Source organism: Klebsiella sp. RC2 (genome assembly GCF_014192815.1).
Lineage (GTDB): Bacteria > Pseudomonadota > Gammaproteobacteria > Enterobacterales > Enterobacteriaceae > Klebsiella > Klebsiella variicola.
In genome coordinates this window covers 37964-64511 of record NZ_JACHYL010000005.1, presented here as the reverse complement: position 1 = coordinate 64511, position 26548 = coordinate 37964, and the positions used below count along the sequence as shown (strand labels likewise).

Here is a 26548-nt window from a genome sequence, read left to right as displayed (position 1 = left end):
GGCAACGTCGGACCGGAGGGATTATGTCACATCGAAAATATGGACTGGACCATTGGGGTTGCCGAAGCGCCCGGCGCCTGATTACGCCGGCGCTGACGCTGTGGCTCTGCTCACAGCCGTTTGCCGCGCGGGCGGACCTCTATTTTAACCCCCGCTTCTTAGCTGACGATCCGGCGGCGGTGGCTGACCTGTCGGGATTTGAAAAAGGCCAGGAGGTGCCGCCAGGCACCTATCGCGTCGATATTTATCTCAACAATGGTTTTATGACCACCCGGGACGTCACTTTCCAGGCCGACGCGCAGGGCCATGGCTTGTCGCCCTGTCTGACGCGCGGCCAGCTGGCGAGCATGGGCGTGGATACCGGTCGGGTGCCGGGCATGGCGACGCTGGACAGCGCAGCCTGCGTGCCGCTAACGACGCTTATCAGCGAAGCCACTACGCGCTTCGACGTCGGCCAACAGCGTCTGTATCTCACCGTGCCTCAGGCATTTATGGGCACCCGCGCGCGCGGCTATATTCCGCCGGAGCTGTGGGATAACGGTATCACCGCCGGGCTGATTAACTATAACTTCACGGGCAATAACGTCCATAACACCACGGGTGGCAGCAGCCGTTACGCCTATCTGAATCTGCAGAGCGGCCTGAACGTTGGCGCCTGGCGTCTGCGCGATAACAGCACGTGGAGCTACAGTAGCGGCAGCGGCAGCGCTTCCTCCAGTGAAAACCGCTGGCAGCACGTTAACAGCTGGCTTGAGCGGGACATCACGCCTCTGCGTTCGCGGCTGACCCTCGGGGACAGCTATACCAACGGCGATGTCTTCGACGGGATCAACTTCCGCGGCGCCCAGCTGGCCTCGGACGACAATATGCTACCGGACAGCCAGAAAGGCTTCGCGCCGGTGATCCACGGGATCGCCCGCGGCACGGCGCAGGTGTCAATCAAACAAAACGGCTATGAAATCTACCAGAGCACAGTGCCGCCGGGGCCGTTTACCATCGACGATCTCTACGCCGCGGGCAATGGCGGCGATCTGCAGGTCACGATTAAAGAAGCGGATGGCTCCCGCCAGGTCTTCAGCGTGCCCTGGTCAACGGTGCCGGTGCTGCAGCGTGAAGGCCATACCCGCTTCGCCCTCACCGCCGGGGAGTACCGCAGCGGCAACAGCCAACAGGAAACGCCCGATTTTTTCCAGAGCACGGCCATGCATGGCCTGCCGGCCGGCTGGACCCTGTACGGCGGCACTCAGCTGGCGGACCGCTATCGCGCCTTTAACCTTGGGGTGGGGAAAAACATGGGCTATTTCGGCGCCCTGTCGCTGGATATCACCCAGGCCAACGCCACGCTGGCGGACGACAGCGAGCATCAGGGACAGTCGGTGCGTTTCCTCTATAACAAATCCCTGGATGAGACCGGGACTAACCTGCAGCTGGTGGGCTACCGCTACTCCACCCGCGGCTACTATAACTTTGCCGATACCACCTACCGCCGGATGAGCGGCTACAGTGTGGAAACTCAGGACGGCGTTATCCAGGTGAAACCCAAATTTACCGACTACTACAATCTGGCTTACAGCAAGCGCGGCAAGGTGCAACTGAGCGTGACCCAGCAGCTGGGGCGCACCGCCACCCTCTATCTCAGCGGCAGCCACCAGACCTACTGGGGCACCGACGATGCCGATGAGCAGCTGCAGGCCGGCCTCAACGCCGCCGTAGACGATATCAACTGGTCGCTAAGTTACAGCCTGACCAAAAACGCCTGGCAGCAAGGGCGCGATCAGATGCTGGCGGTCAACGTCAATATCCCCTTCAGCCACTGGCTGCGTTCCGATAGCCGCTCAGTCTGGCGGCACGCCAGCGCCAGCTACAGCCTGTCGCACGATCTCAATGGCCGCATGACTAACCTGGCGGGCCTGTACGGCACCCTGCTGGAAGACAACAACCTCAGCTATAGCGTGCAGACCGGCTATGCCGGCGGCGGCAACGGCGACAGCGGGAGCACAGGCTATACGGCGCTCAACTACCGCGGCGGCTACGGCAACGCCAACGTCGGCTACAGCCGCAGCGACGGCTTTAAACAGCTCTACTACGGGGTCAGCGGCGGCGTGCTGGCGCACGCCAACGGCATCACCCTGAGCCAGCCGTTGAACGATACCGTGGTGCTGGTGAAAGCCCCCGGCGCCGGCGGCGTGAAGGTGGAAAACCAGACCGGGGTACGCACCGACTGGCGCGGGTATGCCGTCCTGCCCTATGCCACCGAGTATCGCGAAAACCGGATCGCGCTGGACACCAACACCCTGGCAGACAATGTCGACCTTGATGATGCAGTGGTCAGCGTGGTGCCGACCCATGGGGCGATCGTCCGCGCCAACTTTAACGCGCAGGTGGGAATGAAGATCCTGATGACGCTGACCCATCGCGGCAAACCGGTGCCGTTTGGCGCCCTCGCCACCGGCGACAGCAACCAGAGCGGCAGCATCGTCGCGGATAACGGCCAGGTCTACCTGAGCGGGATGCCGCTGGCGGGCAAGGTGCGAGTGAAATGGGGCGATGGCCCGGACGCTCAGTGCGTGGCCGATTATCGTCTGCCGCCGGAGAGTCAGCAGCAGGCGCTCAGCCAGCTGTCGGCCGCGTGCCGCTAAGGAGATCATGATGAAAACACTGCAGTATCTGCTGGGCGCTCTGCTCACTCTGGCCGCGCCGCTGAGCTTCGCTGCCGATAGCACGATCACCATCAGCGGCTATGTGCGCGACAACGCTTGCGCAGTGGCCGGCGAGTCGAAGGATTTCACCGTCGATTTTCAGGACAACGCCGCGAAGCAGTTTTATGCCGTCGGGGCGACGACGCCGCCGGTGCCGTTCCGCATCGTGCTGTCGCCCTGCGGCACTTCCGTCACCGCGGTGAAGGTCGGTTTCACCGGCGTGGCGGACAGCGTCAACACCAGCCTGTTAAAACTCGATGCCGGCGCCTCGGCGGCGGCGGGAATGGGGGTGGAAATTCTCGATCAGCAGCAGTCCCGGCTGCCGGTCAATGCGCCGTCGTCAGCCATGTCCTGGACCACGCTGACGCCGGGCCAGACCAACATTCTCAACTTTTACGCCCGTCTGATGGCCACTCAGGTGCCCGTCACCGCCGGGCATGTCAATGCGACAGCGACATTCACGCTGGAATTTCAGTAAGCGGAGGCTGAAATGAAATGGACCCACGTGGGCTGGCTGCTGGCCGGCCTGTTAACCGCGAGCGCTTCCCTGCGGGCGGCCGACGTCACCCTCACCGTCAACGGGAAGGTGGTGGCCAGACCCTGCACGGTTTCCACCGTCAATGCCACCGTCGAGCTGGGCGATCTCTATACCTTTAGCCTGATCGGCGCGGGCTCGGCATCGGCCTGGCACAGCGTGGCGCTGGATCTCAGTAACTGCCCCGTGGGTACTTCACGGGTGAAGGCCACCTTCAGCGGGACGACGGACAGTACCGGCTATTACAAAAACCAGGGAACGGCAGGCAATATTCAGCTCGAACTGCAGAGCGAGGACGGCACCACGCTGAACAATGGCAGCAGCCAGTCGGTACAGGTGGATGAGGCCAGCCAGTCCGCTCGCTTCCCGCTGCAGGTCAGAGCCCTGTCCGTTAACGGCGGCGCCACGCAAGGCACCATTCAGGCGGTGATTAACGTCACCTATACCTACGCCTGAGCCAGGAGAGCATTATGATGAAAAAAATTATCCCCCTGTTCACCACCCTGCTGCTGTTGGGCTGGTCGATGAACGCCTGGTCCTTTGCCTGCAAAACGGCCACCGGGGCGACGATCCCCATCGGCGGCGGGTCAGCCAACGTCTACGTAAATCTGACACCGGCGGTTAACGTCGGGCAAAATCTGGTGGTCGACCTCTCCACGCAGATTTTTTGCCATAACGACTATCCGGAAACGATCACTGACTACGTCACCCTGCAGCGCGGATCCGCCTACGGCGGCGTGCTGTCGAGTTTCTCCGGCACCGTGAAATATAACGGCACCTCTTACCCCTTCCCGACCACCACGGAAACGGCGCGGGTGGTTTACGATTCACGGACCGATAAGCCCTGGCCCACCGTCCTGTATCTGACGCCGGTCAGCACCGCCGGTGGGGTGGCGATCACCGCAGGATCGTTAATCGCGGTGCTGATCCTGCATCAGACCAACAACTATAATAGCGACTCCTTCCAGTTCATCTGGAACATTTACGCCAACAACGACGTGGTGGTCCCCACCGGCGGCTGCGATGTCTCCGCCCGCGATGTCACCGTCACCCTCCCCGACTACCCGGGATCGATGGCCGTGCCGCTCACCGTGCACTGCGCGCAAAGCCAGCAGCTGGGGTATTACCTCTCCGGCACCACCGCGGATAGCGCCAACGCGATCTTCACCAATACCGCCTCCGCCTCGCCGGCGCAGGGGATAGGCGTTCAGCTGACCCGCAACGGCAGCGCCGTGCCGGCGAACAGCACGGTCTCGCTGGGCACCGTCAGTACCTCGCCAGTTAATCTCGGTCTGACGGCAACCTATGCCCGGACCACAGGCCAGGTCACTGCCGGCAACGTGCAGTCGATCATCGGCATCACCTTTGTCTATCAATGATGACCGACTATATCCTCTCACCCTGCTCGCTGGCCGCCCGCGGGTTGAGCCAGCTGATGGTGAACGCCGCGAAGCGGCCCGTTGAGCTGCCGGTCGAGGGCGTGTCCCTGCGGGAGCTGACCGCCGTGACGCGGATCGTGGTGTTTCTCCCTGACGATCCCCTGTGGATGCTCACCACGCTGCGCCAGGCGGCAAGGCTGCTCGACCAGGCCTTGCAGCCGTTACCGATGTTGATTCTGAGCCGCAGCCCGGCCATCTGGCTGTGGCAAACGCTGCTTTATCAGGTGAGCCATCCGGATCGTCTGCGCAACGTCCATACCGCCCCCGCCGATCTGTCCTGCACGGAGCTGGCCGATCGGCTGGAGAACGCACCGCGACTTGAGCGGCTTGCCAGTGAAGCCGCCCTGCTCAACGACAAACGAGCCGCCGGATTGAGCCATGCCGAGTTCAAAGTGATCCTCGCCCTGCTGCAAGGGCAGACGATAGGCGAGCAGGCCCGGCGTCTCCGATTGAGCCAGAAAACGCTCTACACCCAGCGGCTGGCCGGGGTGAAAAAGCTGGTGGAATATCACCCGCATCTGGCCCCCCGCTTTCCGCGTACGCTGCTACCGCGCTCATCCGCCAGCTCACTGTCGGCGTTTGAACAGGAATGGGTACAAGCGATCCACGATCGCCAGGTCTTCCCGGTTTTTCAACCTATCGTCGATAGTCGCTCACAGCTACAGGGGGTGGAGATCCTGATCCGCTGGCGCCACCGCGGCCAGGTTCTCCATCCGCAGGCTTTTTTGCCGCAGTTCCGCGCCGACTACGCCTGGCTGCTGCTCACGGCCTTTGTCCTGCAGGAGGCCGTGCAGAATATTAATGAGCATCCGGGTACTTTCTATTTTTCGGTCAATATTCCTTCCTCGCTCGCCGCCAGCGATAGCCTGCTGCGGATGGTGGAAGCCGCTCGCCAGCAGCTCCGGCAGCCAGAGGGCGTGGAAAGGCTGGTGCTGGAATATGCTGAAACCATCGATTTTCGCCGTCAGAGCCGATCCACCGCCCAGGTGGAGGAACTGCAACGTGCTGGCGTGCGGGTGATGCTGGACGACTGCTTTTCTCAGGGGAGCGTCATCTTTCCGGCGCGTCGCCTGCACTTCAATGCCTATAAACTGGATATGAGTATCGTCAACGACGCTCAGCACGATCAGAAGGCGCTTGCGCTGATAAAAAGCCTGGCCTACTACTGCCAGTTGAGCGGCAGCCGCTGCGTGGCGGAAGGGGTGGATTCGCTGGCGAAGTTTACGCAGTTAAAATCGCTGGGTATTGACCGTTTCCAGGGCTATCTGTTTTCACCGCCGATGCGGCGCGAGCATCTCCCGGATCTGATCCGCCGCTTTTCCCATCAGCGCGATCCGGCGGATCGTTGATGGCGCGAGAAAAGCGCACCGGTTGGCACCGGTGCCGGTACGTCAGGCGCGAATATCGTCGTATTCGCGGGTGTTATCGAATTCATGTTTGGCAAACGGGCAGAGAGGAATGATCTTCCGCTGCTCCTGGCGCATTTTTTCCACCACCTTCGCCACCAGCTGTTTCCCCACGCCCTGGCCTTTCAGGCTGGGATCAACATCGGTATGTTCGATAATACTGAGGTGTTCCCCGGTGGGAACAAAAACAATTTCCGCCACCTGGTTTCCCTGCGCGTCGTTAACATAAAACTTGTTGTGCCCTTCCAGTATTTCCATCTTCTCCTCGCTTATTTATGACGATAGTGCAGGGCGCCGCTCGGGCAGGTATCGATCACTTTTACCACCGTCGCCACATCCACTTCATCCGGGATAATCCACGGTTTACGATTCAGGTTAAAAAGCTTCGCGCTGCCGCGCACGCAGTTCCCCGAATGCTGACAGATCGCCGTATTAAAGTAGACGTCGATTTTCTCTCCGGTGTAGGCCCGGTAGCCCGCTTCCAATAATTCCTTATCCATGACATTGCCTCGTTCTTTTTTTATGTTTCAGGCTAAGCATAGTCCTACACGTCGCGGCTGACTACGCGTAAGCGTGGGAATTGGCGCCTCACATCATGCTTTCCCATCGGGTAAGGATCCCGCAGTCGGCGATCCGTTGACTTTCATTCCCGCAACGAGGCGATTACACTCATCACACACTGGTATGATCACTCAGGGATGCTCTATTGAATCATATTGCCACCATCGCCCGCCCGGCGCGGTTACTGCTCGTCTTGCCGCTTTCTGGCTGCTCACTTTCGCCTGCGATCCCGGTATTGGGCGCCGCGTTCCCCGGCTGGTTTTTCTGCTTATTGGGCGGTGCGTTTTTACTGATCCCCTGCCATATCCTGATTACCCGTAAAGGCTGGCAGCCGCGCTTTTCTCCTCTGGTCTTCAGCTATGTCGCGCTGATGTTCCTGTTCGCCACGCTGCTGTGGTTTCTGTTTTTTGTTCACTGATCGCTTATGACAACTTCCCGCACTCCCCTGTTACGCAAAAAGTGGCCTCTGCTGGCGCTGGTCCTTGCCGCTATCCTGGCGCTGATCCTGGTTATCTGGCAGTTGCAAACCTCGCCGGAGACCAATGACGCCTATGTCTATGCCGATACCATCGATGTGGTGCCCGAGGTCAGCGGACGCATCGTGGAGATGCCCATTCGCGATAACCAGCGGGTGAAAAAAGGCGATCTGCTGTTCCGCATCGACCCCCGTCCCTATCAGGCGATGCTCGATGACGCGAAAGCGCGGCTGACGACCCTCGACGCGCAGATCATGCTGACCCAGCGCACCATCAAAGCGCAGGAGTATAACGCCCAGTCGGTGGCGGCCGCCGTCGAGCGCGCCAGAGCGCTGGTCAAGCAGACCACCTCCACGCGCACCCGCCTTGAGCCGCTGGTGCCGCAGGGGTTTGCCTCCCAGGAAGATCTCGATCAGGCGCGCACCGCTGAGAAAGCGGCGCGGGCGGAGCTGGAGGCCACGCTGCTGCAGGCCAGACAGGCCTCGGCGGCCGTGACCGGCGTGGATGCCATGGTGGCGCAACGCGCCGGGATCCTGGCGCAAATCGCCCTCGCCGAACTGCATCTGGAATTTACCGAAGTGCGTGCGCCCTTCAACGGCGTGGTGGTGGCGCTGAAAACCACCGTCGGCCAGTACGCCTCGGCGCTGAAGCCGGTCTTTACCCTGCTGGATGACGACCGCTGGTATGTGATCGCTAACTTCCGCGAGACCGATCTGAACAACGTGCGCCCCGGCGTGGCGGCGCGGATCACCGTGATGACCAACCACAACCGGACCTTTAACGGGGTAGTCGATTCGGTCGGCTCCGGGGTCCTGCCCGAAGGCGGGAGCGTCATCGAAGGGCTGCCGCTGATCCAAAAAAGCATTAACTGGGTTCACGTCTCGCAGCGCTTCCCGGTGAAAATCGCCGTCAGCGATCCCGATCCGGCGCTGTTCCGCATGGGCGCCTCGGCCAGCGCCGTGCTGCAGCCGTAGCCGGGGGACGCGATGTTTCCTCTCGCCCATTTTTTACGCCAGGAGCTGCGCGACGCGCCGGGACGCGCCAGCTACACGCTGCGCCTGACGCTGAGCTGCGCGGTGCTCATCACCCTGTTTATGACCCTGCAGATCCCCTTCCTGGCCGTTGCGCTGATCGTCGTGTTCTACGTCAGTCAGCCTAACGTGTTGATGATCAAGCTGGTCAGCGTGGTCTTTTTTGTCACCGTCACCGTGGCGCTCGGCGGCGTGCTGCTGATCATCAAGTGGACCTATGACTACCCGCTGATCCGCCTGGCGGCCTCCGTGGCGCTCTTTTTCTGCGCCATCTACCTGATGCGGGTGCTGGGTAAGCTGGGACTGGCTTTTTTCGTGGTGGCGCTGGCGGTGATTTATGCTCAGACCTTCCCGTCAATGACCAGTCAGAGCGAGATCCTGGTGCGGCTGCTGCTCTGGCTGTGGGTGGCGATTAACACCGCGATCCTCGTCACTTTGCTGGTCAACGCCTGTTTTCAGCAGGCCTTTCCCGGCAACCAGTTTAAGGCGCGCCTGGCGGGGATGCTGCACGAGGTCGCCCGGCGGCTGACGGCTCCTGGCGATGAAGCGCCACCGACCTTCGGCGAGACCGCCGCGCAGTTCAACCAGCTGCAGTCGCTGTTCGCCCAGGCCAGCCGGGCCACGCCGGAGATAGCCGCCGAACCGCAGGCCTGGCGCTCGCGGCTGGCCGCCACCCTGCGCTGCTATCAGCTGGCGGCGCTGCTGCAAGCAGACGAGGCGGATAGCGACGATCGTCAGCAGCTGTCGCAGGCGGTACTGAAGCTGAAGAGTGCCCTCAGCGAGGAACAGTTTGACGGCGCCATTCCTCCCCTGGCGCTCAGCGGTCGTGGCATTAATCACGCGGTTCTGCAGGAGATGGCTACCCTCCTGCAGCAGCTGGCGCAGGGTGAGCCCGTCGCCCTGCCGCAGGGTGAGGTGGAGAAGGCGCCCCTGCTGGCGCCGGACGCCTGGCGCAACCCGGCTTATCTCCATTTTGCGCTCAAGACCCTGCTGGCGACGCTAATCTGCTATGTCTTCTATACCGCTGCCGACTGGCAAGGGCTGCACACCATTATGCTGAGCTGCGTCATTGTCGCTCAGCCCGGGCTGGGCGCCACGATGCAAAAGACATGGCTGCGTATCGGCGGGGCGCTGCTCGCCACCCTGCTGGCGCTGCTGTTAATCGTCTTTGTTCAGCCCTGGACCGATTCGCTGTCGGGCCTGCTGGCGATGTCTCTGCCGGTGCTGGCGCTGGCGGCGTGGATTGCCGCCGGCTCGGAGCGTATCGCCTACGCCGGGATCCAGATTGGTTTCACCTTTGCGCTGGCCTTCCTCAGCTGGTTTGGCCCGCTGACGAACCTCACCGAGCTGCGGGATCGGGTGCTCGGCATCCTGCTCGGGGTGCTGGTCTCCTCCATTGTCCATTTGTATCTCTGGCCGGACAGCGAAGCGCCGCAGCTGAAATCGCGCCTCGCCAGCCTCTATCGCCGGCTGGCGGACTGCCTCGCCGCCCCGCACGATGCGGTGCCGCTGGCCCCTCTGTTTGTCGCCTTCACCGACAGCGAAGCGCTGCTCCATCGGGTTCGCGCTGAACCGCTGGGCACCTGGGCCCATCCCTGGCCCCAGGCGAAAGGCTGGCCGATGCGCGCCACCCTCGCCCAGGCCGAGGAGATCGCCCGCCTCAGCGAAGGCTACCGGCTCAACGCCGCGCCGGGAGACCCGACGCTGGCCCGCTGCGCCGAACAGCTGCGGCGCTACGCCGAACGTATCGAACAGGAGGCGGCAGCGCCTGACGGGACGCTGGCCGCCGATCTCCGCAACCCCTTTGGCCCGGCGCTGGCTACCGCGCTGGCCGCCCTGCCCGACTGGGGCCCGACACCGATAGCGACTGAGCAACAGGCTAAAACGTCATGATGATGCTTCCTTTCCCCGCGCGATTGCGGGTCACTCTCTTTACCCTGACGCTGACGCTGCTCAGCGGCTGCGCGCTGATCCAGGATGAGCCTTCCCAGGTCGCCATCGTCAATCCGCAGCAGGCCCAGCTGGCGCAGGTGATCCACCTGGCGAACAGCGACTGGCCGGCAGCCCGCTGGTGGGAGGCCTATGATGATCCTCAGCTCAACCTGCTGATCAACCGGGCGCTGCAGAACTCGCCGACCATGCAGGCCGCCCGGCTACGCATCTCCCAGTCGCAGTCCACGGTGGAACTCGCCCGGTCGGCGATGGGCCTGCAGGCCACCGCCGTCGCGGCGCAAAACCGCCTGCGGATCACCGACAAATCCTTTAGCTGGCCCTACTCGTACTCCCTGCCGGTGGATAAGAACGGTCCCTGGTATACGCTGAATACCGTTGGCGTCGGGGCGCAGCTGAATATCGATCTCTGGGGAGCCGATCGCGCCCGGGTCGCCGCCGCCATTGGCGAGAAAAATGCCCGGCTGGCGGAAACCGCCGGCATTGAACTCGACATCGCCAGCAGCGTGGCGCAGCTCTATTTCGCCATGCAGGCGACGTTCCAGAAAATCGCGCTGCTGCAGGAGCTGGAGGGTATTGCCCAATTCTCGGTAGCGGCCCATGAGCACCGGACCCAACGCGGCGTGGAAGACAGTGTGGATGTGGCCAATGCCCGGGCTGAGCAGCTCGCCGCTCGCCAGCAGATTATCAGCGCCGAGGGGATGCTGACCCAGTATCGTGAAACCCTGCGGGCGCTGATCGGCGCCGATGCGCAGAGCATGCCGGCGATCCATCCGGTGGCGCTGCCGGCGCTCCAGGAGACGCTGCCGCCATCGCTCTCTTTCGAGCTGCTGGCCCGCCGTCCGGACCTGCAGGCGCTGCGCGGCTACGTCACCGCCTCCCTGAGCCAGGTCGATGCGGCGAAAGCGGCCTTCTATCCTCATTTTGATATCAAAGCGTTCTGGGGGTATAACGCCCTGAGCGTCGGGGATCTGTTTAAGTCCTCTTTCCAGCAGATCAACCTGCTGCCCGGGCTGTATCTGCCAATCTTCGACGGCGGTCGTCTGAACGCTAATCTGCAGTCGGTGCGCACCGCCAGCAACATCCTGATCAAACAGTACAACCAGGCGGTGCTGGACGCGGTGCGCGATGTCGCCATCAGCTCCAGCCAGCTTAACGATCTGAACCAACAGCGCGCGCTGCAGCAGCTAAAGGTCACCGCGGCGCAGACCACCACCGACAGCGCCCGCGCCCATTATCAGCGCGGCCTGCTCAGCCGCTACGCCGCCGAAGAGGCCCGGCGGGCGGTTCTCGCCCAGCAGCTGTTGCTGCTGGACATTGAAGCCCAGCGGCTGAGCACCGACATTACCCTGATCAAAGCCCTGGGCGGCGGCTATCGCGGGCAGTAACAAAAATGCCTTCCCCCGGTGGAGAAGGCATTCAGACTGCAGACAAAGTGCAATATGCAGAGATTGCCCGGCGGCGCTGTGCTTGCGCGGGCCTACAACTAACTGCATAACTTTTTGATGTTGCTGTATTTTGTAGGCCGGGTAAGGCGAAAGCCGCCACCCGGCAGAAAGGCGAGCACAATAACCAAACAGGTTTGTCATCAGCAAGAATGCCTTCCCGGATGGGGAAGGCATTTAACAGAAGAGGCGGGGTGGATGCGCGGCGATTACACCAGGGCGCGCAGCTCCTCCTGCATATAGGTGGAAAAGAATTCCGGATGCTTGATGACCATCCGCTCGCCGGCGGCGATCCGTTCAGCCCAATCCGCCACTTTGTCGGTAAACCCGGCGCTCCAGCCCTGCTGCTGCCCGCGTTCAGCGACGTCGGCCGGGGTAGCGGGCACGCCCAGCTCTTTCAAATATTTGAGAATTCCCTTCGCGGTACTTTCATCCATAGACTGTGGTACTGGCTCAGACGTATTCATACCACCGATGAAATCCAATGCTTTATCAATGACTGCTGGCATAGGTGTGTCCTTATATTAACCACATAGTAAACCTGACTACACTATGGACCGGAAAGTGACGTGATTTCAAAGAACACGCTCACGTTATGGGACATCGCGCATTGTGAAAAAGGGATTTTGTTCTGCTGAGGCGGGTTTCGTACAAAAATAAGCCGGCCCCGTAGGGCCGGCCTGAGGATCGCGTCAGGCGTTGCTGACGGATGTTTGCCCGGCGCTGGACCGACTGTTCTCCAGCATCCGGCGGACCGGGACAATCAGCACGGCCAGCACGGCGGCGCAGATCAGCAATGCGATGGAGCAGCGGGCGAAGAGGTCCGGCAGCAGCGACAGCTGATCGGCCTTCACGTGACCGCCAATCAGGCCCGCCGCCAGGTTACCCAGCGCGCTGGCGCAGAACCACAGGCCCATCATCTGGCCGCGCATTCTCTCCGGCGCCAGCAGAGTCATGGTCGCCAGACCAATCGGACTCAGGCACAGCTCACCAAGCGTCAGCATCAGGATGCTGCCCACCAGCCACAGCGGCGACACACCGGCCCCGCCGTTGCTCAGGACGTTCTGCGCCGCCAGCATCATCAGGCCAAAGCCCGCCGCTGCGCACAGGATGCCAATCACGAATTTGGTCATACTGCCCGGACGCACGTTTTTGCGCGCCAGCGCAGGCCACGCCCAGCTGAATACCGGCGCGAGCAGAATGATAAACAAGGCGTTAATCGACTGGAACCAGACCGCGGGGATCTCAAAGTCGCCGATCATCCGGTTGGTGTAGTCGTTAGCAAACAGGTTAAAGGAGGTCGGTTTCTGTTCAAACGCGGACCAGAAAAAGGCCGCCGAGACCAGCAAAATAAAGCACACCAGCAGGCGCGCCCGCTCTTTACGGTTCAGCCCAGCGAAGACGAACAGCCAGATGAAATAGAGCGCCACGGAGGCGGCAATCACATAGACCAGCACGCTGGCCACCGCCACCGGGTTAATCACGATCGTGCCCAGGCTAATCAGCGTGACCAGCACCGCCACCCCCAGGGCCAGCGCCAGCAGCCACGCTCCGACGCCATTCTTTTTCGCCACCGGGCTGTTCCAGGTGGAATCGAGGCCGACCTCCGCGTCATAGCGCTTCATCGACGGCACGGCAAAGACGCGGAAAATGACCAGCGCCACCAGCATCCCGATCCCCCCGATGCCGAAGCCCCAGTGCCAGCCATGGGATTTAATCAGCCAACCGGAGATCAAGGGCGCGATAAACGAGCCGATATTGATCCCCATGTAGAACAGCGAAAAACCGCCGTCGCGGCGCGCGTCGCCTTTTTTATACAGGGTGCCGACCATCACTGAGATACAGGTTTTAAACAACCCGGAACCCAGGACGATAAACATCAGACCGATAAAGAACAGGTCGTTGCCCAGCCATGCCGACAGGGCGATCGACAGGTGCCCCAGGGCGATCAGGATAGAGCCGTACCAGACGGCCCGCTGCTGGCCAAGCCAGTTATCCGCCAGCCAGCCGCCCGGCAGCGCGGCCAGATACATACTGCCAGCAAAAATCCCGACGATCGCCGAGGCGTTCTCCCGCGCCAGTCCCATCCCGCCGTCGTACACCGTCGCCGCCATAAACAGGATCAGTAAGGGACGGATGCCGTAAAACGAGAAGCGCTCCCACATTTCGGTGAAGAACAGGGAGCCCAGCGGATAAGGATGGCCGAAAAAGGTACGGCTTTCGTTTTTATTAACAGAGGAATGCATAAATTCTCCAGGTAAGGTGCGCCGCAGCGCAAGTTAACCGTATAAAGCGGGCTGACGATTTATAATTTGTTTGCATTAACATCAAACGCGAGCATTTTTAACCATTTGATAACCACACAATGGTTTTGTCCAGCCCCTTACCTTCCCTTTTTAGATGAAAAGTCGACAAACATCTAGTTTTACAGATTTAACGTTCATAAAAAGATAAACAGCATTGACTTTATATTAGTGCAGAAAATCCGATTATTTTTATTAAAAAAACAGAAAGTTAACGCTAAGGCGAGGATCTATAGCGGCTCAGTTCGGCTGCCAGGATAACGACAGAAAAAGTAAGGAAAACAGGTGGAATGATGTAGAAACCACGCTAAGTGGCAATATTTCTCTATCAGGGACTATCCTGGCCCACAGTGTTTGTCGCGGAGGATGACGGGAGGGGAAGTGAGGCAGCCGGGAGTCAAAGCCGGCGCCTTTCGCGAGTTATTTCACACGCTGCCCTGCGGCATCAATGACTGGCTCACCGTCTTCCTTCACGAACGCGCCTTTTTGCGACGCCGTCAGGATCTCCAGCACCACCTCTGACGGGCGGCAGAGTCGGGTGCCCCGCGGCGTTGTCACGATCGGACGGTTAATCAGGATCGGATGCTGAAGCATAAAGTCGATTAACTGATCGTCAGTAAACCGGTCTTCCGCCAGCCCCAGCGCGTCGTAGGGTTCAACGTTTTTCCGTAGCAGGGCACGTACCGGGATCGCCATCGCGGCGATCAGCTGGCGCAGCTCATCGCGCGATGGCGGCGTCTCCAGATAATAGATAATGGTGGGCTCAGCGCCGCTGTTGCGGATCAGCGCCAGGGTATTACGCGAGGTGCCGCAGTCAGGGTTATGGTAAATGGTGATGCTCATAGTACGTTCTCATGGCTGGTTGAAGGAGAGACGCAGCGCCAGCGCGGCCAGCGTCACAAGCAGCACCGGCAGGGTCATGGTAATGCCACAGCGGAAATAATACCCCCAACCGATGGTGATGTGCTTCTGCGCCAGCACATGCAGCCAGAGCAGCGTGGCCAGGCTACCAATTGGCGTGATCTTGGGCCCCAGATCGCAGCCGATGACGTTGGCATAAATCATGGCCTCTTTGATCGTCCCTGTTGCCGCGCTGCCATCAATCGACAGGGCGCCGACCAGTACGCTGGGCATATTATTCATTATTGAAGAGAGGAAGGCCGACAGGATACCGGTGCCCAGCGTCGCGGCCCAGAGCCCGCGCTCCGCCAGCATGTTCAGCACCGTGGTCAGATAATCCGTTAACCCGGCGTTTCGCAGGCCATACACCACCAGATACATTCCCAGCGAGAAGATCACGATCTGCCACGGGGCGCCGCGCAGCACCTTGCCGGTGTTAATCACCCGCCCGCGCTTCGCGACAGCAAACAGGATCCCCGCTCCCGGCGCCGCGATGGCGCTGACCGGGATCCCCAGCGGGTCAAGAACGAAAAAGCCGACCAGCAACAGCAGCAGCACGCCCCAGCCGGTGCGGAACGTCGCCGGATCTTTTATCGCCGTGACCGGCGCTTTCAGTAACGCCATATCCCAGGCCGGCGGGATATCCCGGCGAAAGAACAGGTGCAGCATCGCCAGGGTGGTGAGGATCGCCGCGAGATCGACCGGCACCATCACCGAAGCGTACTCCCTGAAGCCGATGGCAAAGAAATCTGCCGAAACGATATTCACCAGATTCGACACCACCAGCGGCAGGCTGGCGGTATCGGCAATAAATCCGGCGGCCATGACAAAGGCCAGCATCGTTCCCTTGCTGAATCCCAGCGCTCGCAGCATGGCAATCACGATGGGGGTGAGGATCAGCGCCGCGCCGTCGTTGGCAAACAGCGCCGCCACCGCGGCGCCGAGCAGGATAATCCAGGTAAATAGCAGACGACCCCGCCCTCTTCCCCAGCGGGAAACGTGCAGAGCGGCCCATTCAAAAAAGCCAGACTCATCAAGCAGCAGGCTGATAATGATAACGGCGATAAAGGTGGCGGTCGCATTCCAGACGATATGCCACACCACCGGGATATCGGCTAGTTGTACTCCACCGGTGGCCAGCGCCAGCGCCGCGCCAAAGGCCGCGCTCCAGCCGATCCCTAAACCCCGCGGCTGCCAGATCACCAGCACCAGGGTCAGGACAAAAATCGCGCCTGCCAGCAACATGATTACCCCCGTCAATCACATTCGAAAAAACAGATATGTTTAGATAAAATTTTTACTGACAACCCGCCCCGTCAGCCAGTCTGCAAACCATCATCCGCACATCGTCCTGCTGACTGAGCCAGGCCTGCTCAATCACCTGCGCCGCCCAGGCCGGCATCTGCGGAGAGAGGCGGTAATGGACCCATTTACCCTGTTTACGATCCAGCAGCAGCCCGCTTTCCCGCAGCATCGCCAGATGGCGGGAGATCTTGGGCTGGGACTGGGCGAGCGCCGTACAGAGATCGCAAACACACAGCTCTCCACGCGCCTTGAGCAGCAATACGATCCCCAGCCGGGTTTCATCGGCGAGGTTTTTGAACAGTTGCAGGGGCAATAAAGACATGATTTCTCCTCAAGCGTGACGGACAGCATACGGAACCACCAATAAAGATCAATATACATTCGTAAAAACATATGTGTTATTTCACGCCTGCGATAAGCCCCCGTTGAGTGGCTACATGCCCTCCCTTGCGCAATAGCACGGAAAAATACCGCGCTTTCTTTTATCCCTCATCGAAATGTGTCAGGCTGGCGATCCCATCGGATTGACAGGGTTTTCAGGATGAGTACGCTTTATGTGGTTGTTTTAACGTATATAAAACCGCTCGAAGAGGTGGACGACGCCATTCCCGCCCACGTCGAATGGCTCAAAAAAGGCTATGCTGACGGCCTCTTTCTCGCCTCCGGCCGCCGCCTTCCCCGCACCGGCGGGGTGATTCTGGCGAAATGCGCCAGCCGGGAAATGCTGGAATCGCGTCTGAGTCAGGATCCCTTCCAGCAGTTGGGTCTCGCCCGTACCGAGATTATTCCCTTTGAGGCCAGCATGGCGTCACCCGTACTGCAGTCGCTGTTATAAGCGTATCCCGGAGGAAAAATGCAGCCGTCCTTTCACTGGATCAATGAACCTGCCGAGTGGCGCCGCGATACTGACGGCCTGACGGTGGTCACCGATAAGCATACCGACTTCTGGCGCCATACCTGGTATGGCTTCGAGCGTTTCTCTGGGCATCTTTATGCTACTGAGGTGGAAGGTGATTTTACCCTGCAGGCAAAAATATGTGCCGATTTCACCACGCTTTACGACCAGGCTGGACTAATGATGATGGCGGACGAGCAGACCTGGCTGAAGGCGGGGATTGAATTCAATGACGATGCCCCGGCCATCGGCAGCGTACTGACGCTAACCCACTCCGACTGGGCCACCGGGCTTTTTCCCGGCGACCCGCGCACCTTCTGGCTGCGGCTGACCCGCAAGGGCGATGCGTTAAGGCTGCAGTATTCGACCGACGGCGAGCGCTGGCCGCTGCTGCGGCTCGGCTACTTTCCGCCAGGCCCGGTGAAAGCGGGCGTCATGTGCTGCTCACCGGAGCGCGGGGGACTGGCGGTTGAGTTTCAGGATATCCAGCTTTCCCCGCCATCAGACAAAGCGCTGCACGATCTGAGCTGAACGCTAGCGGGAAGACCCGACTTTCTCTGCATCCTGGGGCCCGGGATTACAGGGTTCGCGGGTGCCGGGCAGGTAAAAATGGCCGTGCTTATCAGGATCGGTGCCGCCCGGGCACCCTGCCCGACCCGAGGAATTATCGCTATCGCCGCCGTTCGAACCGTTGCCGCCGTCGGCGCCAGCTATTACCGACTGCCCGTTATGGCCACCGTGAACGCCCTGCGCTGCACTGGCCGAAAACGCCACCAGCGCGAACATACAGACCATGAAGCGTCTGCCCATTGCTGCCTCTCCCTTATTGATATTCCCCGTCCATCGCGTTGACGATGGGATGAGCCGTTGCACGGCAAAATGCACCGCGATAAAAACGCGTTATCCGCAGGGAGTATAGGGTTAAGGCTGAGAGAAAGACAGGGCCGGTGCCTTCAGACATTTCGCACGCAAATAACCTCTATTCCGCGGTATGCGCTATCAGAAAATCAATCAGGGCTTTCACCCTTTTCGTTCTGCCCGCGTTTTTCGGGTAATAGAGATAAACCGGCGGATAGGTTTTCCAGTAGTCCTCCATCACCGGTAGAAACTGTTCACGATCGGGCTGTAGCCGCCAGATGGGTTCAAACAAGCGGCCAATCCCCAGTCCATGGCGGATACCGTCGGCCATGACGTCAATATCATTGCTGATTAACTGCCCCGGCATCTCGACGGTGAGTTGCTCGCCGTGGTCATTGAGGATCAGCGGCAGGATGCGGTTGTTGGTAATAAAGCGATAGCCAATCAGCCGGTGATGGTTGAGATCGGCGGGTACCGCAGGCACGCCATATTCGGCCAGATAGGCTGAGGAGGCATATAACCCTTCCCGAAACGGCTTCATTAACGGGCGGGCGACCACTCCGCCTTCGAGAATATCGCCAAAGCGGATCCCCAGGTCGAATCGTTCTTCAATAATATTGACGGTACCGTCATAGACCGATATTTCCAGCTGGATCCCCGGATATTGCTGACAAAATGCCGCCATCGCCGGTTTCAAAATAAGCAGGTAGGCAAAGCGCGAGAGGGTTATTCTCACTGCTCCGGAGGGTTCCTGATTCTGGTCGCGGAGGCTCTCCAGCGATGTTTCCAGAATCTCCACCGCCGCCGCAGTCTGCTCCAGCAGCTGTTGCCCGGTTTCCGTCAGCTCGATTCGCCGGGTAGTGCGCACAAAAAGCGGATGACCAATGTGCTCTTCCAGCAGCTTGAGCGCATTGCTGACCGACGGCGGCGTGATTTCTAATTTCCTTGCGGCGGCCGAGATAGTGCCTTCGCGCGCAATGCTCTGAAAAATGCGTATCTGATTATAAAGCGCGTTATTCATAGCATCTCCTTAAGCCAACCTCGCCTGATTATTAAGTACAGGCTAAATATTCTTAAGTCAATGACCGCCTAATCTTCGCCACCAGGGGCCCGTATACTTTTGTCTCTTCCCGCTGATAACGACTTTCCGGAGACAACGATGCGAATTTTATGTCTGGATATTCCCGCGCCCGGCGCGACGCTGGAACACTATGCGCCGCACCTTACCGCGGAAGCCCTGCATGCCTGGGGACTGTATAAGTCTGGCTTTATCCGCGATATCTATTTCCGTCAGGACCGACCCGGCGTCGCTATTTTCCTCGAATGCGACACCGTGGAAGAGGCGAATAACGTCATGGCCGAATTTCCGCTGGCAAAAGCGGGTTTATTAACCTTCGAGTGTATTCCACTCGGCTCGTTTATTAGCTGGGAAAATCTCTTCTCAGCCGAATTTAAACATCAGGAGTAACGATGGAAAGGCCTCATATCCTTATCGTTTCCGGACATCCGGATCTCAACCATTCCATCGCCAACGCCACCATTCTCGACGAGGTAGAGACCGCCCTGCCCGACGCGGAAATCCGTCGTCTGGACTGGCTCTATCCGGACGGCAAATTCAACATCAGCGCAGAGCAGGAAAGCCTGCTGAAGGCCGATGTGATTGTCTGGCAGTTCCCTTTTTCCTGGTATGGGCTGCCCGGGTTAATGAAACAATGGCTGGACGAGGTCTTTGTTCACGGCTTCGCGCATGGCTCAACGGCGAAACTGGGTGGTAAAAAGCTCCTTCTTTCTTTCACTACCGGGGCACCGCAGGCGCTCTACACCACTGACGGTTTCTTTGGCCACGCCATTGAAGAGTATCTCCTCCCCTTCGAGACCACGGCCAGGCTGTGCAATCTTGAGCTGCTGGCGCCGGTTTATACCTGCGGCATCAGCTACGCCGACCGGGATGCCGACAAAATCGCCCAGCAAAAAGCGCGTGCCCGGGAGCACGCGGCCAGACTGATCGCGCAGCTGAAAACTCTGGTGGAATAACCCAAAGGGAGAAAATAACGATGCAGTATACCCGGCTCGGTAAAAGTGACTTACTGGTCTCCCGCATCTGCATGGGATGTATGGGGTTTGGCGATCCGTTGACGGGTCAGCATCGCTGGACGCTGGACGAAACAGCAAGCCGGGACATCATTCGCTACGGCCTCGAAAAGGGCATCAATTTTTACGATACCGCTATCGCCTATCAGAACGGCTCCAGTGAGCGGTACGTTGGCCGGGCGCTGCGGGAGATGGCAAAACGCGAGGAGGTGGTGCTGGCCACCAAGTTTCTGCCACGAACCGCTGCCCAGATAGCCGAGGGGATCAGCGGAAAAGAGGCGATAGCCCGCTCGCTCGACCAGAGTCTGCGAAACCTCGGGATGGACTACATCGACCTCTACATCTACCACATCTGGGATCACAACACCCCGGTTATCGACGTGCTGGAGGCGCTGCACACCGCCGTGACCGCCGGCAAGGTGCGCGCGATTGGCATTTCCAATTGCTATGCCTGGCAGCTGGCGAAGGCGAACGCCCTTGCCGAACGCGAAGGGCTGACGCCCTTTGTCTCCATGCAAAGCCATTACAACCTGATTATGCGTGAAGACGAACGAGAACTCTTCGGGCTGTGCGCAGAAGATAATATCGCCATGACCCCCTATAGCGCGCTGGCCAGCGGCCGTCTCTCGCGTTTAGAAGGCTACACGCGGCGAGCGGTGGAAGATGATTATGCCCGGGGCAAATACGACGGCACGGCAGAACAGGACCGGATCATTATTGCCCGCGTCGCCGAACTTGCCGAACGGCATCAGGTCTCCATGACCGAAATCTCGCTGGCCTGGCTGCTGACTAAAGTCACCGCCCCGGTGGTCGGCGCCACGCAAAAGCACCATGTTGACGGTGCGGTCAGCGCCGTGAACCTGCGGCTCAGTTCTGAGGAGATCCGCTATCTGGAAGAGGCCTACCAGCCGCACGTTCTCACAGGCGTGATGGCGCAAAACACGCCGCAAGCCAAAGACCATCCTCAGGTGTGGACGCGGTAACCCTCTGTCCTGTTCAGCAGGGAGAATAAAACATGAAAAACGTGATTGCCGCGGCAGCCTTGTCGCTTGTGCTGTCTGATTTTGCTTATGCCAACGAACAAAGAGATGAAGCTATGATGAAAATTACCCCCTCCACCCTTGTGGACGCTGATATTCAAGCGGTCTCCCCGGCGCTGGCGCGCTTTGGTCGAGAAGCAATTACTGAAGATCTGTGGACACGCGAAGCCCTCTCGCCCAGGGACCGCAGCATCGTGACTGTGGCCATGCTGATTGCCCGCAACCAGCCAGGCGAGCTGAAGCACTATATTGAAGTCGCTCTCGATAGCGGCGTGACGCCAGCGGAAGTATCAGAGATCATTACCCATCTGGCGTTCTACTCAGGTTGGCCCAATGCAATGTCAGCCGTCAGCGTGACCAAAGCGATCTTTGCAGCCCGCGGCATCACGGCAGAGGCCCTGCCCGCCGCCTCGCCAACGCTGCTGCCACTCAATGAACAGGTAGAGAAACAGCGTGCAGAGACCGTGGAAAAAAATGTCGGCCCCATTTCGCCTGGCCTGGTTAAATTTACCGCCGACCCGCTGTTTCTCGACCTCTGGCAACGGCCCGCGCTTACGCCCCGCGACAGAAGTCTGGTGACGGTCAGCGCGTTAATCGCCGCCGGACAGAGCGCGCAGATTGGCTACCACCTGAACAGAGCCATGGATAATGGGCTTTCGGCTGAAGAGGCCGGAGAAGTAGTCGCCCAGGCGGCGTTCTACGCGGGATGGCCAAATGCGTTTACCGCCGCCCCGGTGGTCGGCGAGGTATTGCGATCGCGCGAAAGCAAAACTGAATAAAAAAGAATAAAGGACAGGGAAGCTGTCCTTTATTTATCGTTAACTGTTAATTTAAAGGTACCAGGAGGGCTTTCGATTAGGTCTCGCGGAAAGAACATAAACGGTCTATCGAAGTATGGAGACTTCGATAGTGAGTCTGTTCACATCGCTCATTGAGAAAATTTCCGTTCCGTATGCCGTCATGAGTCTCATCCTTTGAAAGCAGCGATCGCTGTGGCGAGACGGTAGCGCGGACATGTCTATTTGGTCAGAGATGGACATCTCAATTTAGCTACTACACCGCTACTTCGCTTTATTTTTTATATTAAATATCAATAATTTGAATTATTCATTTAATATAAATTGATGTTATAGCAATCGCTATACAGGCTCCTTAGTCATGACTGACCTCCCCACACCGCATATCGCAAGAATTTGCTCTCTCAGCCAGCAGTGACCGGGGTCGCGTTCCATTCTTGGGTGCCACATCTGCGATACCGTAATACGACGGCTTTTGAACGGCAGCTCGAAAACATGTACCTGGTCCGTTACCTGCTGATTGAGTAAATAGAGTGCGGGTATCATGGCGATAAGATCCGATTCCAGCGCCACGGACAGGGCTGTCGGAAATCCCGGTACGACGCTCGCAATTTTACGTTTTGTCCCCAGTTCGGCCAGCGCATCGTCGACGGATCCGTGCAACGCGCCATCGGGTGACGCTACCACATGGCCCCAGGCGACATAATCACCCACGCCTATTTCTGCCTGCTTAGCCAGCGGGTGCCCTTTACGCACGACGCCAACAAACCGATCCTCAAACAGTCGTTGCAGCCGTATTTCTGGCCCCATATTACTCTGAACGCCAATCTCCAGATCAACCAGCCCTTCCCGAAGATAGCGCGACGTTTTTTCCGGCTTAGGCGCGAAGCGTATACAGACATCCGGCGCGGCGTCGGCAACCGCTGCTATGAGCGCAGGCCCAAACGCCACCACAAAGCCATCGTTTGCCCTGATGGTAAAAAGACGCGCCAGACTTCTCGCGCAGAACGTTTCCGTTGAGGGCTGCAATACTGCCCTGGCCTCGTGCACTGCACGCCTGGCGCGATCCCGGGTCGCTTCGGCCCACGGGGTCAGTACCATGTTACGCCCGGCGCGCACCAGGATCGGGTCTCCTGTGACATCGCGTAACCTGCTTAATGTCCGGCTCATGGCCGAGGTGCTGAGGTTCAGACGACGTGCCGCACCTGCGACACTCGCTTCACTCAGCAATATGTCGAGTGCTACCAGCAAATTAAAATCGGGATCAGACATTACCCTTCCTCCCAGCACATTAAGATAAGGCGTTTGATGCAACAATAAAGTGAAAGTAGTGCGCCTTCCGCCCAGTAAAAGCCATCTTTATAGTTTTGTCATCCATACACTCTTCTCAGAGGACAAATGATGACGCTCTTTTCCAGCCAACCCGGCGACGAAGGACTGCCTGGCCCGGCGCGCGCACGGGTGATGGCCGCAATAATGACCACCACCTTAATGGGCGTGTTTGATGGCACCATGATCAACATTGCCCTGCCCTCAATGGCTCAGGAGATGCAGGTACCTGCCAGTATTGCCGTCTGGTTCGCCAACGGGTATCTGCTGGCGGCTGCGATGACGCTGGCGATATTCGCGGCGCTTGCGGCCCGTCTGGGTTATCGCCCCGTATTTCTGGCGGGCCTGACGACCTTTACCCTGACATCACTGGGTTGCGCGCTGGCGAATAAGCCCGAAGTGCTTATCGGTATGCGCGTGCTTCAGGGGATCGGCGGCGCGGCGACGCTGAGTATTGCCCCCGCAATACTCAGGTCCGTATTTCCCGGACGATTACTTGGCCGCATTCTGGGATTCCATGCCCTGCTCATTGCCTCCAGCTCCGCTATCGGCCCGGTATTGGGCGGTACGATCCTTCACACCCTGAGCTGGCAATGGCTGTTTGCGATAAACGTTCTTCCCGGCACCCTCGCCTTACTGCTGGCGGTCAGAGCGCTGCCGCGGGATGCGATCCGTATGCAGGCGCCCTTCGACACCGTGGGCGCCATATTGTCGGCGCTGCTGTTGGGTTCGACGATCATGGCGGCGAACAGCCTACAGAACGCTACTTCTCAATTCGGCAGCCTTTGCTGGATGGCTCTCGCTGCGCTGAGCGGCATGGCTTTTATCTGGCAAATCCGCCGCACGGATCATCCCTTACTGCCGCCGACCATGTTTAAAAATGAACGTTTTACCCTCGCGGCCTTCACGTCGATGATTGCTTTTGTTAGCCAGGGGATCACCTTTATTGCGCTGCCCTTCCTGTTTCAGAGCGAATACGGCTACAGTCCGGTAGTGTCTGCCCTGCTGTTTACGCCGTGGCCGTTAGGGATCGTGCTGATTGCGCCGCATGCAGGCCGTTGGGCGGACACGATATCAGCCCCGGCGATATCCACCCTGGGGCTGGTGATTTTTGTCGTCGGTTTGATCCTGCTGGCGACGTTACCCGCCGGCCCTTCAATGTGGGATATCTGCCTGCGAAGTCTGGTGTGCGGAATAGGGTTTGGCTGCTTTCAGAGTCCCAATAACCGGGAAATGCTCTCAAACGTTATTCGTGAGCACGCGAGTTATGCGTCCGGTGTTTTATCCATTATGCGCACTTTCGGGCAGTGCCTGGGAGCCGCCGCCGTAGCCGTTCTGCTGGCAGCAGATGAAAGGTCAATTCATGTTGCGCTGTGGAGCGCTGCCGCGGCCTCTGCGGTATCGGTCATCGTCAGCGCGAGCCGGTTGCGTAAAATTACTCATCCTGCGGAAACAGGATAAATGCGAAAATATCACTAAACGCGACTACTCCAGCGCCAGCAGCGCAAAACGCTGATCCCGCAACCAAAGTGGAGTCCTCCGTCGGAGTTCAATAGACTGACAGAAAGCTATAACCGCTGATTTATCAAGGGAGAAGTGAGTTTAGAAGACGTCAGGAGTTTGGAGTTTGGAGTTTGGAGTTTGGAGTTTGGAGTTTGGAGTTTGGAGTTTGGAGTTTGGAGTTTGGAGTTTGGAGTTTGGAGTTTGGAGCGGGCGAAGGGAATCGAACCCTCGTATAGAGCTTGGGAAGCTCTCGTTCTACCATTGAACTACGCCCGCGAAGAGGTGCGAGAAGCATTATAGCCCTTACGCACCCTGTGACAAGCCTGCCAGATGCTGACTGGCGATAAAATAACCTTTTAGCACTTAGGTTTACTGCCCTGCGGCGGCAGATAGCGCAGCGGATCGATGGCCGTGGCCCGATAGCGGATCTGGAAATGCAGGCGCACAGAGTCGGCATCCGTACTGCCCATGGTGGCAATTTGCTGGCCGGCCTTCACGCTCTGGCCATTATTCACCATCAGCTTATCGTTGTGGGCGTAGGCGGTGATGTAATCCTCGCTGTGCTTAATCATGATCAGGTTGCCATAGCCGCGCAGCTGGTTGCCGACATACACCACCTTGCCCGCCCCGGCGGCATACACCGGCTGCCCGCGGGTCCCGGCAATATCAATGCCCTTATTGCCGCCATCGGTGGTGGAATAAGGCAGGACCACTTTGCCACTGGTCGGCCAGCGCCAGCAGCGCTGTCCCACCGGCGGCCAGGAGGATTGAGGTACCGCAGATGAAGGGGTGACCGCCGCAGTGCGCGTAGAGGAAGATTTTTTCTTCGTCGTCTTTGACGCGCCGCTGCCGTTGAGCTTCAGCTTCTGCCCCACCTCAATGGTGTAAGGCGGCGAGATGTTATTCAGACGAGCCAGATCGCGAACGCTGGTGCCGGTAGTGCGCGAGATGCCGTACAGGGTATCGCCACGTTTGACGGTATAGGTGGCACCGGAGTCGGAGGTGCTGGAGCAACCGGCCAGCACCAGGCTTGTCGCCAGCATCAGTGTCATATAAAAGCGTTTCATCATCAGGCATCCTGCACTTAACACAACCACTTACCTCGCAATCAGGGCGAATATCATACCAGCCCGCGGCGCAGGGCGTCATCCCTGAAGGCTAACAGATGACCCTCTGGCATCACGTTCGGCCAGCGACGGAAAGATTCACGTTCATACCGCACGTCGTGGAGGGCACGCCCCGCAGTCCCAGGCTGCCGCTCGCAGACCAGCCTCCAGGGCTTGTTTTGGTAATGCCTTTCTCCCATTTATGGGCTACCCTAGTGGCCTGAGTACATGACCCGGCGGGTTTGTGCCGGGTCATTTTTTATTTTCAGGAGTCGTCATGGCCGGGGAACACGTCATTTTACTGGATGAGCAGGATCAACCTGCCGGTATGCTGGAGAAGTATGCCGCCCACACGCTTGATACCCCTTTACATCTCGCGTTTTCCTGCTGGTTGTTTAATCAGCAGGGTCAGTTTCTGGTCACCCGCCGTTCGCTGGGCAAAAAAGCCTGGCCCGGGGTGTGGACTAACTCGGTCTGCGGACACCCCCAGCAGGGCGAGACCTTCGAGCAGGCCGTCACGCGCCGCTGCCGCTTCGAGCTCGGCGTGGAGATCGCCGATATCGCGCCGATTCACCCGGCCTTCCGCTACCGGGCGGTCGCCCCCAACGGCATTGTTGAGAACGAAGTGTGCCCGGTGTATGCCGCACGCGTGGTCAGCCAAGTGCAGCCTAACGACGATGAAGTCATGGATTATCAGTGGGTTGACCTGGCAACGATGTTAAGCGCGCTGGCCGCCACGCCGTGGGCGTTTAGCCCGTGGATGGTACTGGAAGCGGAAAACCAGGACGCCCGCCAGGCGCTGATCGATTTCGTTGCGCGTTTGCGCGGGTAAGCTGACTATTCTCCAGGCCAGGCGCAGCTCTGTGCCTGTCATTAATG

28 protein-coding genes and 1 tRNA gene are annotated in these 26548 nt (G+C 59.2%); 17 read left to right on the top strand and 12 right to left on the bottom strand.

Going from position 1 to position 26548, the window contains the following annotated elements; all coding sequences use genetic code 11:
- Nucleotides 1–23 precede the first annotated feature (23 nt).
- Genes FHW76_RS16350 through FHW76_RS16330 form a run of 5 tightly spaced genes read left to right on the top strand, consistent with a single transcriptional unit; the run spans nucleotide 24 to nucleotide 6022 of the window.
- Entirely contained in the window at nucleotides 24–2639 is a 2616-nt protein-coding gene (locus tag FHW76_RS16350; protein WP_008806383.1) for a fimbrial biogenesis usher protein, read from the top strand.
- Between the two features lie 10 nt (nucleotides 2640–2649).
- Nucleotides 2650–3177 (top strand): fimbrial protein, encoded by a 528-nt coding sequence (locus FHW76_RS16345; RefSeq protein ID WP_023323247.1) that lies wholly within the window; start codon nucleotides 2650–2652, stop codon nucleotides 3175–3177.
- A 27-nt stretch (nucleotides 3178–3204) separates the two neighbouring features.
- Nucleotides 3205–3690, top strand: a complete 486-nt coding sequence (locus tag FHW76_RS16340) for a fimbrial protein (RefSeq protein ID WP_162550390.1) — start codon at nucleotides 3205–3207, stop codon at nucleotides 3688–3690.
- Nucleotides 3691–3707: 17 nt separating this feature from the next.
- Nucleotides 3708–4613 (top strand): fimbrial protein, encoded by a 906-nt coding sequence (locus FHW76_RS16335; protein ID WP_012540615.1) that lies wholly within the window; start codon nucleotides 3708–3710, stop codon nucleotides 4611–4613.
- Nucleotides 4610–6022, top strand: coding sequence for a cyclic diguanylate phosphodiesterase (locus FHW76_RS16330; protein ID WP_012967256.1), 1413 nt, complete (start codon nucleotides 4610–4612; stop codon nucleotides 6020–6022). The genes FHW76_RS16335 and FHW76_RS16330 overlap by 4 nt, the downstream gene beginning before the upstream one ends.
- Before the next feature lie 42 nt (nucleotides 6023–6064).
- Here FHW76_RS16330 and FHW76_RS16325 read toward each other — a convergent pair whose 3' ends face one another.
- Nucleotides 6065–6337 carry a GNAT family N-acetyltransferase gene (locus FHW76_RS16325; RefSeq protein ID WP_002916201.1) on the bottom strand — a complete coding sequence of 91 codons (273 nt, stop codon included), beginning with the start codon at nucleotides 6335–6337 and terminating at the stop codon, nucleotides 6065–6067.
- 11 nt (nucleotides 6338–6348) lie between these two features.
- Nucleotides 6349–6579 carry a 4Fe-4S mono-cluster protein YjdI gene (gene yjdI, locus FHW76_RS16320; RefSeq protein ID WP_183476834.1) on the bottom strand — a complete coding sequence of 77 codons (231 nt, stop codon included), beginning with the start codon at nucleotides 6577–6579 and terminating at the stop codon, nucleotides 6349–6351.
- A gap of 206 nt (nucleotides 6580–6785) precedes the next feature.
- Between yjdI and FHW76_RS16315 the strand changes: the two genes are divergently transcribed.
- Genes FHW76_RS16315 through FHW76_RS16300 form a run of 4 tightly spaced genes read left to right on the top strand, consistent with a single transcriptional unit; the run spans nucleotide 6786 to nucleotide 11485 of the window.
- Nucleotides 6786–7058 carry a YtcA family lipoprotein gene (locus FHW76_RS16315; protein ID WP_008806389.1) on the top strand — a complete coding sequence of 91 codons (273 nt, stop codon included), beginning with the start codon at nucleotides 6786–6788 and terminating at the stop codon, nucleotides 7056–7058.
- Between the two features lie 6 nt (nucleotides 7059–7064).
- Nucleotides 7065–8090: a multidrug transporter subunit MdtN gene (gene mdtN, locus FHW76_RS16310; RefSeq protein WP_008806390.1), complete on the top strand. Its 1026-nt coding sequence runs from the start codon at nucleotides 7065–7067 to the stop codon at nucleotides 8088–8090.
- A 12-nt stretch (nucleotides 8091–8102) separates the two neighbouring features.
- Complete coding sequence (gene mdtO, locus FHW76_RS16305; protein ID WP_023323249.1) at nucleotides 8103–10040, top strand: multidrug efflux transporter permease subunit MdtO; 1938 nt, start codon at nucleotides 8103–8105, stop codon at nucleotides 10038–10040.
- Complete coding sequence (locus tag FHW76_RS16300) at nucleotides 10037–11485, top strand: MdtP family multidrug efflux transporter outer membrane subunit (protein ID WP_023340707.1); 1449 nt, start codon at nucleotides 10037–10039, stop codon at nucleotides 11483–11485. Before mdtO ends, FHW76_RS16300 begins: the two co-directional genes overlap by 4 nt.
- Before the next feature lie 266 nt (nucleotides 11486–11751).
- Here FHW76_RS16300 and FHW76_RS16295 read toward each other — a convergent pair whose 3' ends face one another.
- From FHW76_RS16295 to FHW76_RS16275, 5 genes are all read right to left on the bottom strand, one after another.
- On the bottom strand, nucleotides 11752–12051 hold the full coding sequence (locus FHW76_RS16295) for a DUF1889 family protein (RefSeq protein ID WP_008806393.1): 300 nt from the start codon (nucleotides 12049–12051) through the stop codon (nucleotides 11752–11754).
- Between the two features lie 183 nt (nucleotides 12052–12234).
- Nucleotides 12235–13788 carry a peptide MFS transporter gene (locus FHW76_RS16290; protein ID WP_008806394.1) on the bottom strand — a complete coding sequence of 518 codons (1554 nt, stop codon included), beginning with the start codon at nucleotides 13786–13788 and terminating at the stop codon, nucleotides 12235–12237.
- Nucleotides 13789–14265: 477 nt separating this feature from the next.
- Nucleotides 14266–14688, bottom strand: a complete 423-nt coding sequence (gene arsC / locus FHW76_RS16285) for a glutaredoxin-dependent arsenate reductase (protein WP_008806395.1) — start codon at nucleotides 14686–14688, stop codon at nucleotides 14266–14268.
- 9 nt (nucleotides 14689–14697) lie between these two features.
- Complete coding sequence (locus FHW76_RS16280; RefSeq protein WP_008806396.1) at nucleotides 14698–15990, bottom strand: arsenic transporter; 1293 nt, start codon at nucleotides 15988–15990, stop codon at nucleotides 14698–14700.
- A 52-nt stretch (nucleotides 15991–16042) separates the two neighbouring features.
- A complete protein-coding gene (locus tag FHW76_RS16275; RefSeq protein WP_008806397.1) occupies nucleotides 16043–16372 on the bottom strand; it encodes a metalloregulator ArsR/SmtB family transcription factor in 330 nt (109 codons plus the stop codon).
- 219 nt (nucleotides 16373–16591) lie between these two features.
- Between FHW76_RS16275 and FHW76_RS16270 the strand changes: the two genes are divergently transcribed.
- A complete protein-coding gene (locus tag FHW76_RS16270) occupies nucleotides 16592–16885 on the top strand; it encodes a YciI family protein (RefSeq protein WP_008806398.1) in 294 nt (97 codons plus the stop codon).
- An 18-nt stretch (nucleotides 16886–16903) separates the two neighbouring features.
- Nucleotides 16904–17476: a DUF1349 domain-containing protein gene (locus FHW76_RS16265; protein ID WP_012540607.1), complete on the top strand. Its 573-nt coding sequence runs from the start codon at nucleotides 16904–16906 to the stop codon at nucleotides 17474–17476.
- Between the two features lie 3 nt (nucleotides 17477–17479).
- On the opposite strand, the gene FHW76_RS16260 is transcribed toward FHW76_RS16265, so the two are convergent.
- Together FHW76_RS16260 and FHW76_RS16255 are read right to left on the bottom strand one after the other, a co-directional pair.
- Nucleotides 17480–17755: a hypothetical protein gene (locus FHW76_RS16260; protein ID WP_008806400.1), complete on the bottom strand. Its 276-nt coding sequence runs from the start codon at nucleotides 17753–17755 to the stop codon at nucleotides 17480–17482.
- 169 nt (nucleotides 17756–17924) lie between these two features.
- Nucleotides 17925–18824, bottom strand: coding sequence for a LysR family transcriptional regulator (locus FHW76_RS16255; RefSeq protein ID WP_060876012.1), 900 nt, complete (start codon nucleotides 18822–18824; stop codon nucleotides 17925–17927).
- 138 nt (nucleotides 18825–18962) lie between these two features.
- On the opposite strand from FHW76_RS16255, the gene FHW76_RS16250 reads away from it, so the two are divergent.
- Genes FHW76_RS16250 through FHW76_RS16235 form a run of 4 tightly spaced genes read left to right on the top strand, consistent with a single transcriptional unit; the run spans nucleotide 18963 to nucleotide 21713 of the window.
- Complete coding sequence (locus tag FHW76_RS16250; RefSeq protein WP_004151785.1) at nucleotides 18963–19271, top strand: superoxide dismutase; 309 nt, start codon at nucleotides 18963–18965, stop codon at nucleotides 19269–19271.
- Nucleotides 19272–19273: 2 nt separating this feature from the next.
- Nucleotides 19274–19837: an NAD(P)H-dependent oxidoreductase gene (locus FHW76_RS16245; protein ID WP_023298192.1), complete on the top strand. Its 564-nt coding sequence runs from the start codon at nucleotides 19274–19276 to the stop codon at nucleotides 19835–19837.
- A gap of 20 nt (nucleotides 19838–19857) precedes the next feature.
- Complete coding sequence (locus tag FHW76_RS16240) at nucleotides 19858–20877, top strand: aldo/keto reductase (RefSeq protein ID WP_008806403.1); 1020 nt, start codon at nucleotides 19858–19860, stop codon at nucleotides 20875–20877.
- Nucleotides 20878–20909: 32 nt separating this feature from the next.
- Nucleotides 20910–21713 carry a carboxymuconolactone decarboxylase family protein gene (locus FHW76_RS16235; RefSeq protein WP_064166670.1) on the top strand — a complete coding sequence of 268 codons (804 nt, stop codon included), beginning with the start codon at nucleotides 20910–20912 and terminating at the stop codon, nucleotides 21711–21713.
- Between the two features lie 360 nt (nucleotides 21714–22073).
- On the opposite strand, the gene FHW76_RS16230 is transcribed toward FHW76_RS16235, so the two are convergent.
- Complete coding sequence (locus FHW76_RS16230) at nucleotides 22074–23003, bottom strand: LysR family transcriptional regulator (RefSeq protein WP_183476832.1); 930 nt, start codon at nucleotides 23001–23003, stop codon at nucleotides 22074–22076.
- 129 nt (nucleotides 23004–23132) lie between these two features.
- Here FHW76_RS16230 and FHW76_RS16225 point away from each other — a divergent pair, with 129 nt between their 5' ends.
- Nucleotides 23133–24521, top strand: a complete 1389-nt coding sequence (locus FHW76_RS16225) for an MFS transporter (RefSeq protein ID WP_038421782.1) — start codon at nucleotides 23133–23135, stop codon at nucleotides 24519–24521.
- A gap of 244 nt (nucleotides 24522–24765) precedes the next feature.
- Here the strand turns inward: FHW76_RS16225 and FHW76_RS16220 are convergent.
- Together FHW76_RS16220 and actS are read right to left on the bottom strand one after the other, a co-directional pair.
- A tRNA-Gly gene (locus FHW76_RS16220) sits at nucleotides 24766–24839 on the bottom strand.
- Nucleotides 24840–24919: 80 nt separating this feature from the next.
- A complete protein-coding gene (actS, locus tag FHW76_RS16215) occupies nucleotides 24920–25633 on the bottom strand; it encodes an amidase activator ActS (protein WP_064323764.1) in 714 nt (237 codons plus the stop codon).
- A gap of 313 nt (nucleotides 25634–25946) precedes the next feature.
- Here actS and idi point away from each other — a divergent pair, with 313 nt between their 5' ends.
- Nucleotides 25947–26501 carry an isopentenyl-diphosphate Delta-isomerase gene (gene idi, locus FHW76_RS16210; protein WP_044614464.1) on the top strand — a complete coding sequence of 185 codons (555 nt, stop codon included), beginning with the start codon at nucleotides 25947–25949 and terminating at the stop codon, nucleotides 26499–26501.
- Nucleotides 26502–26548: the final 47 nt, after the last annotated feature.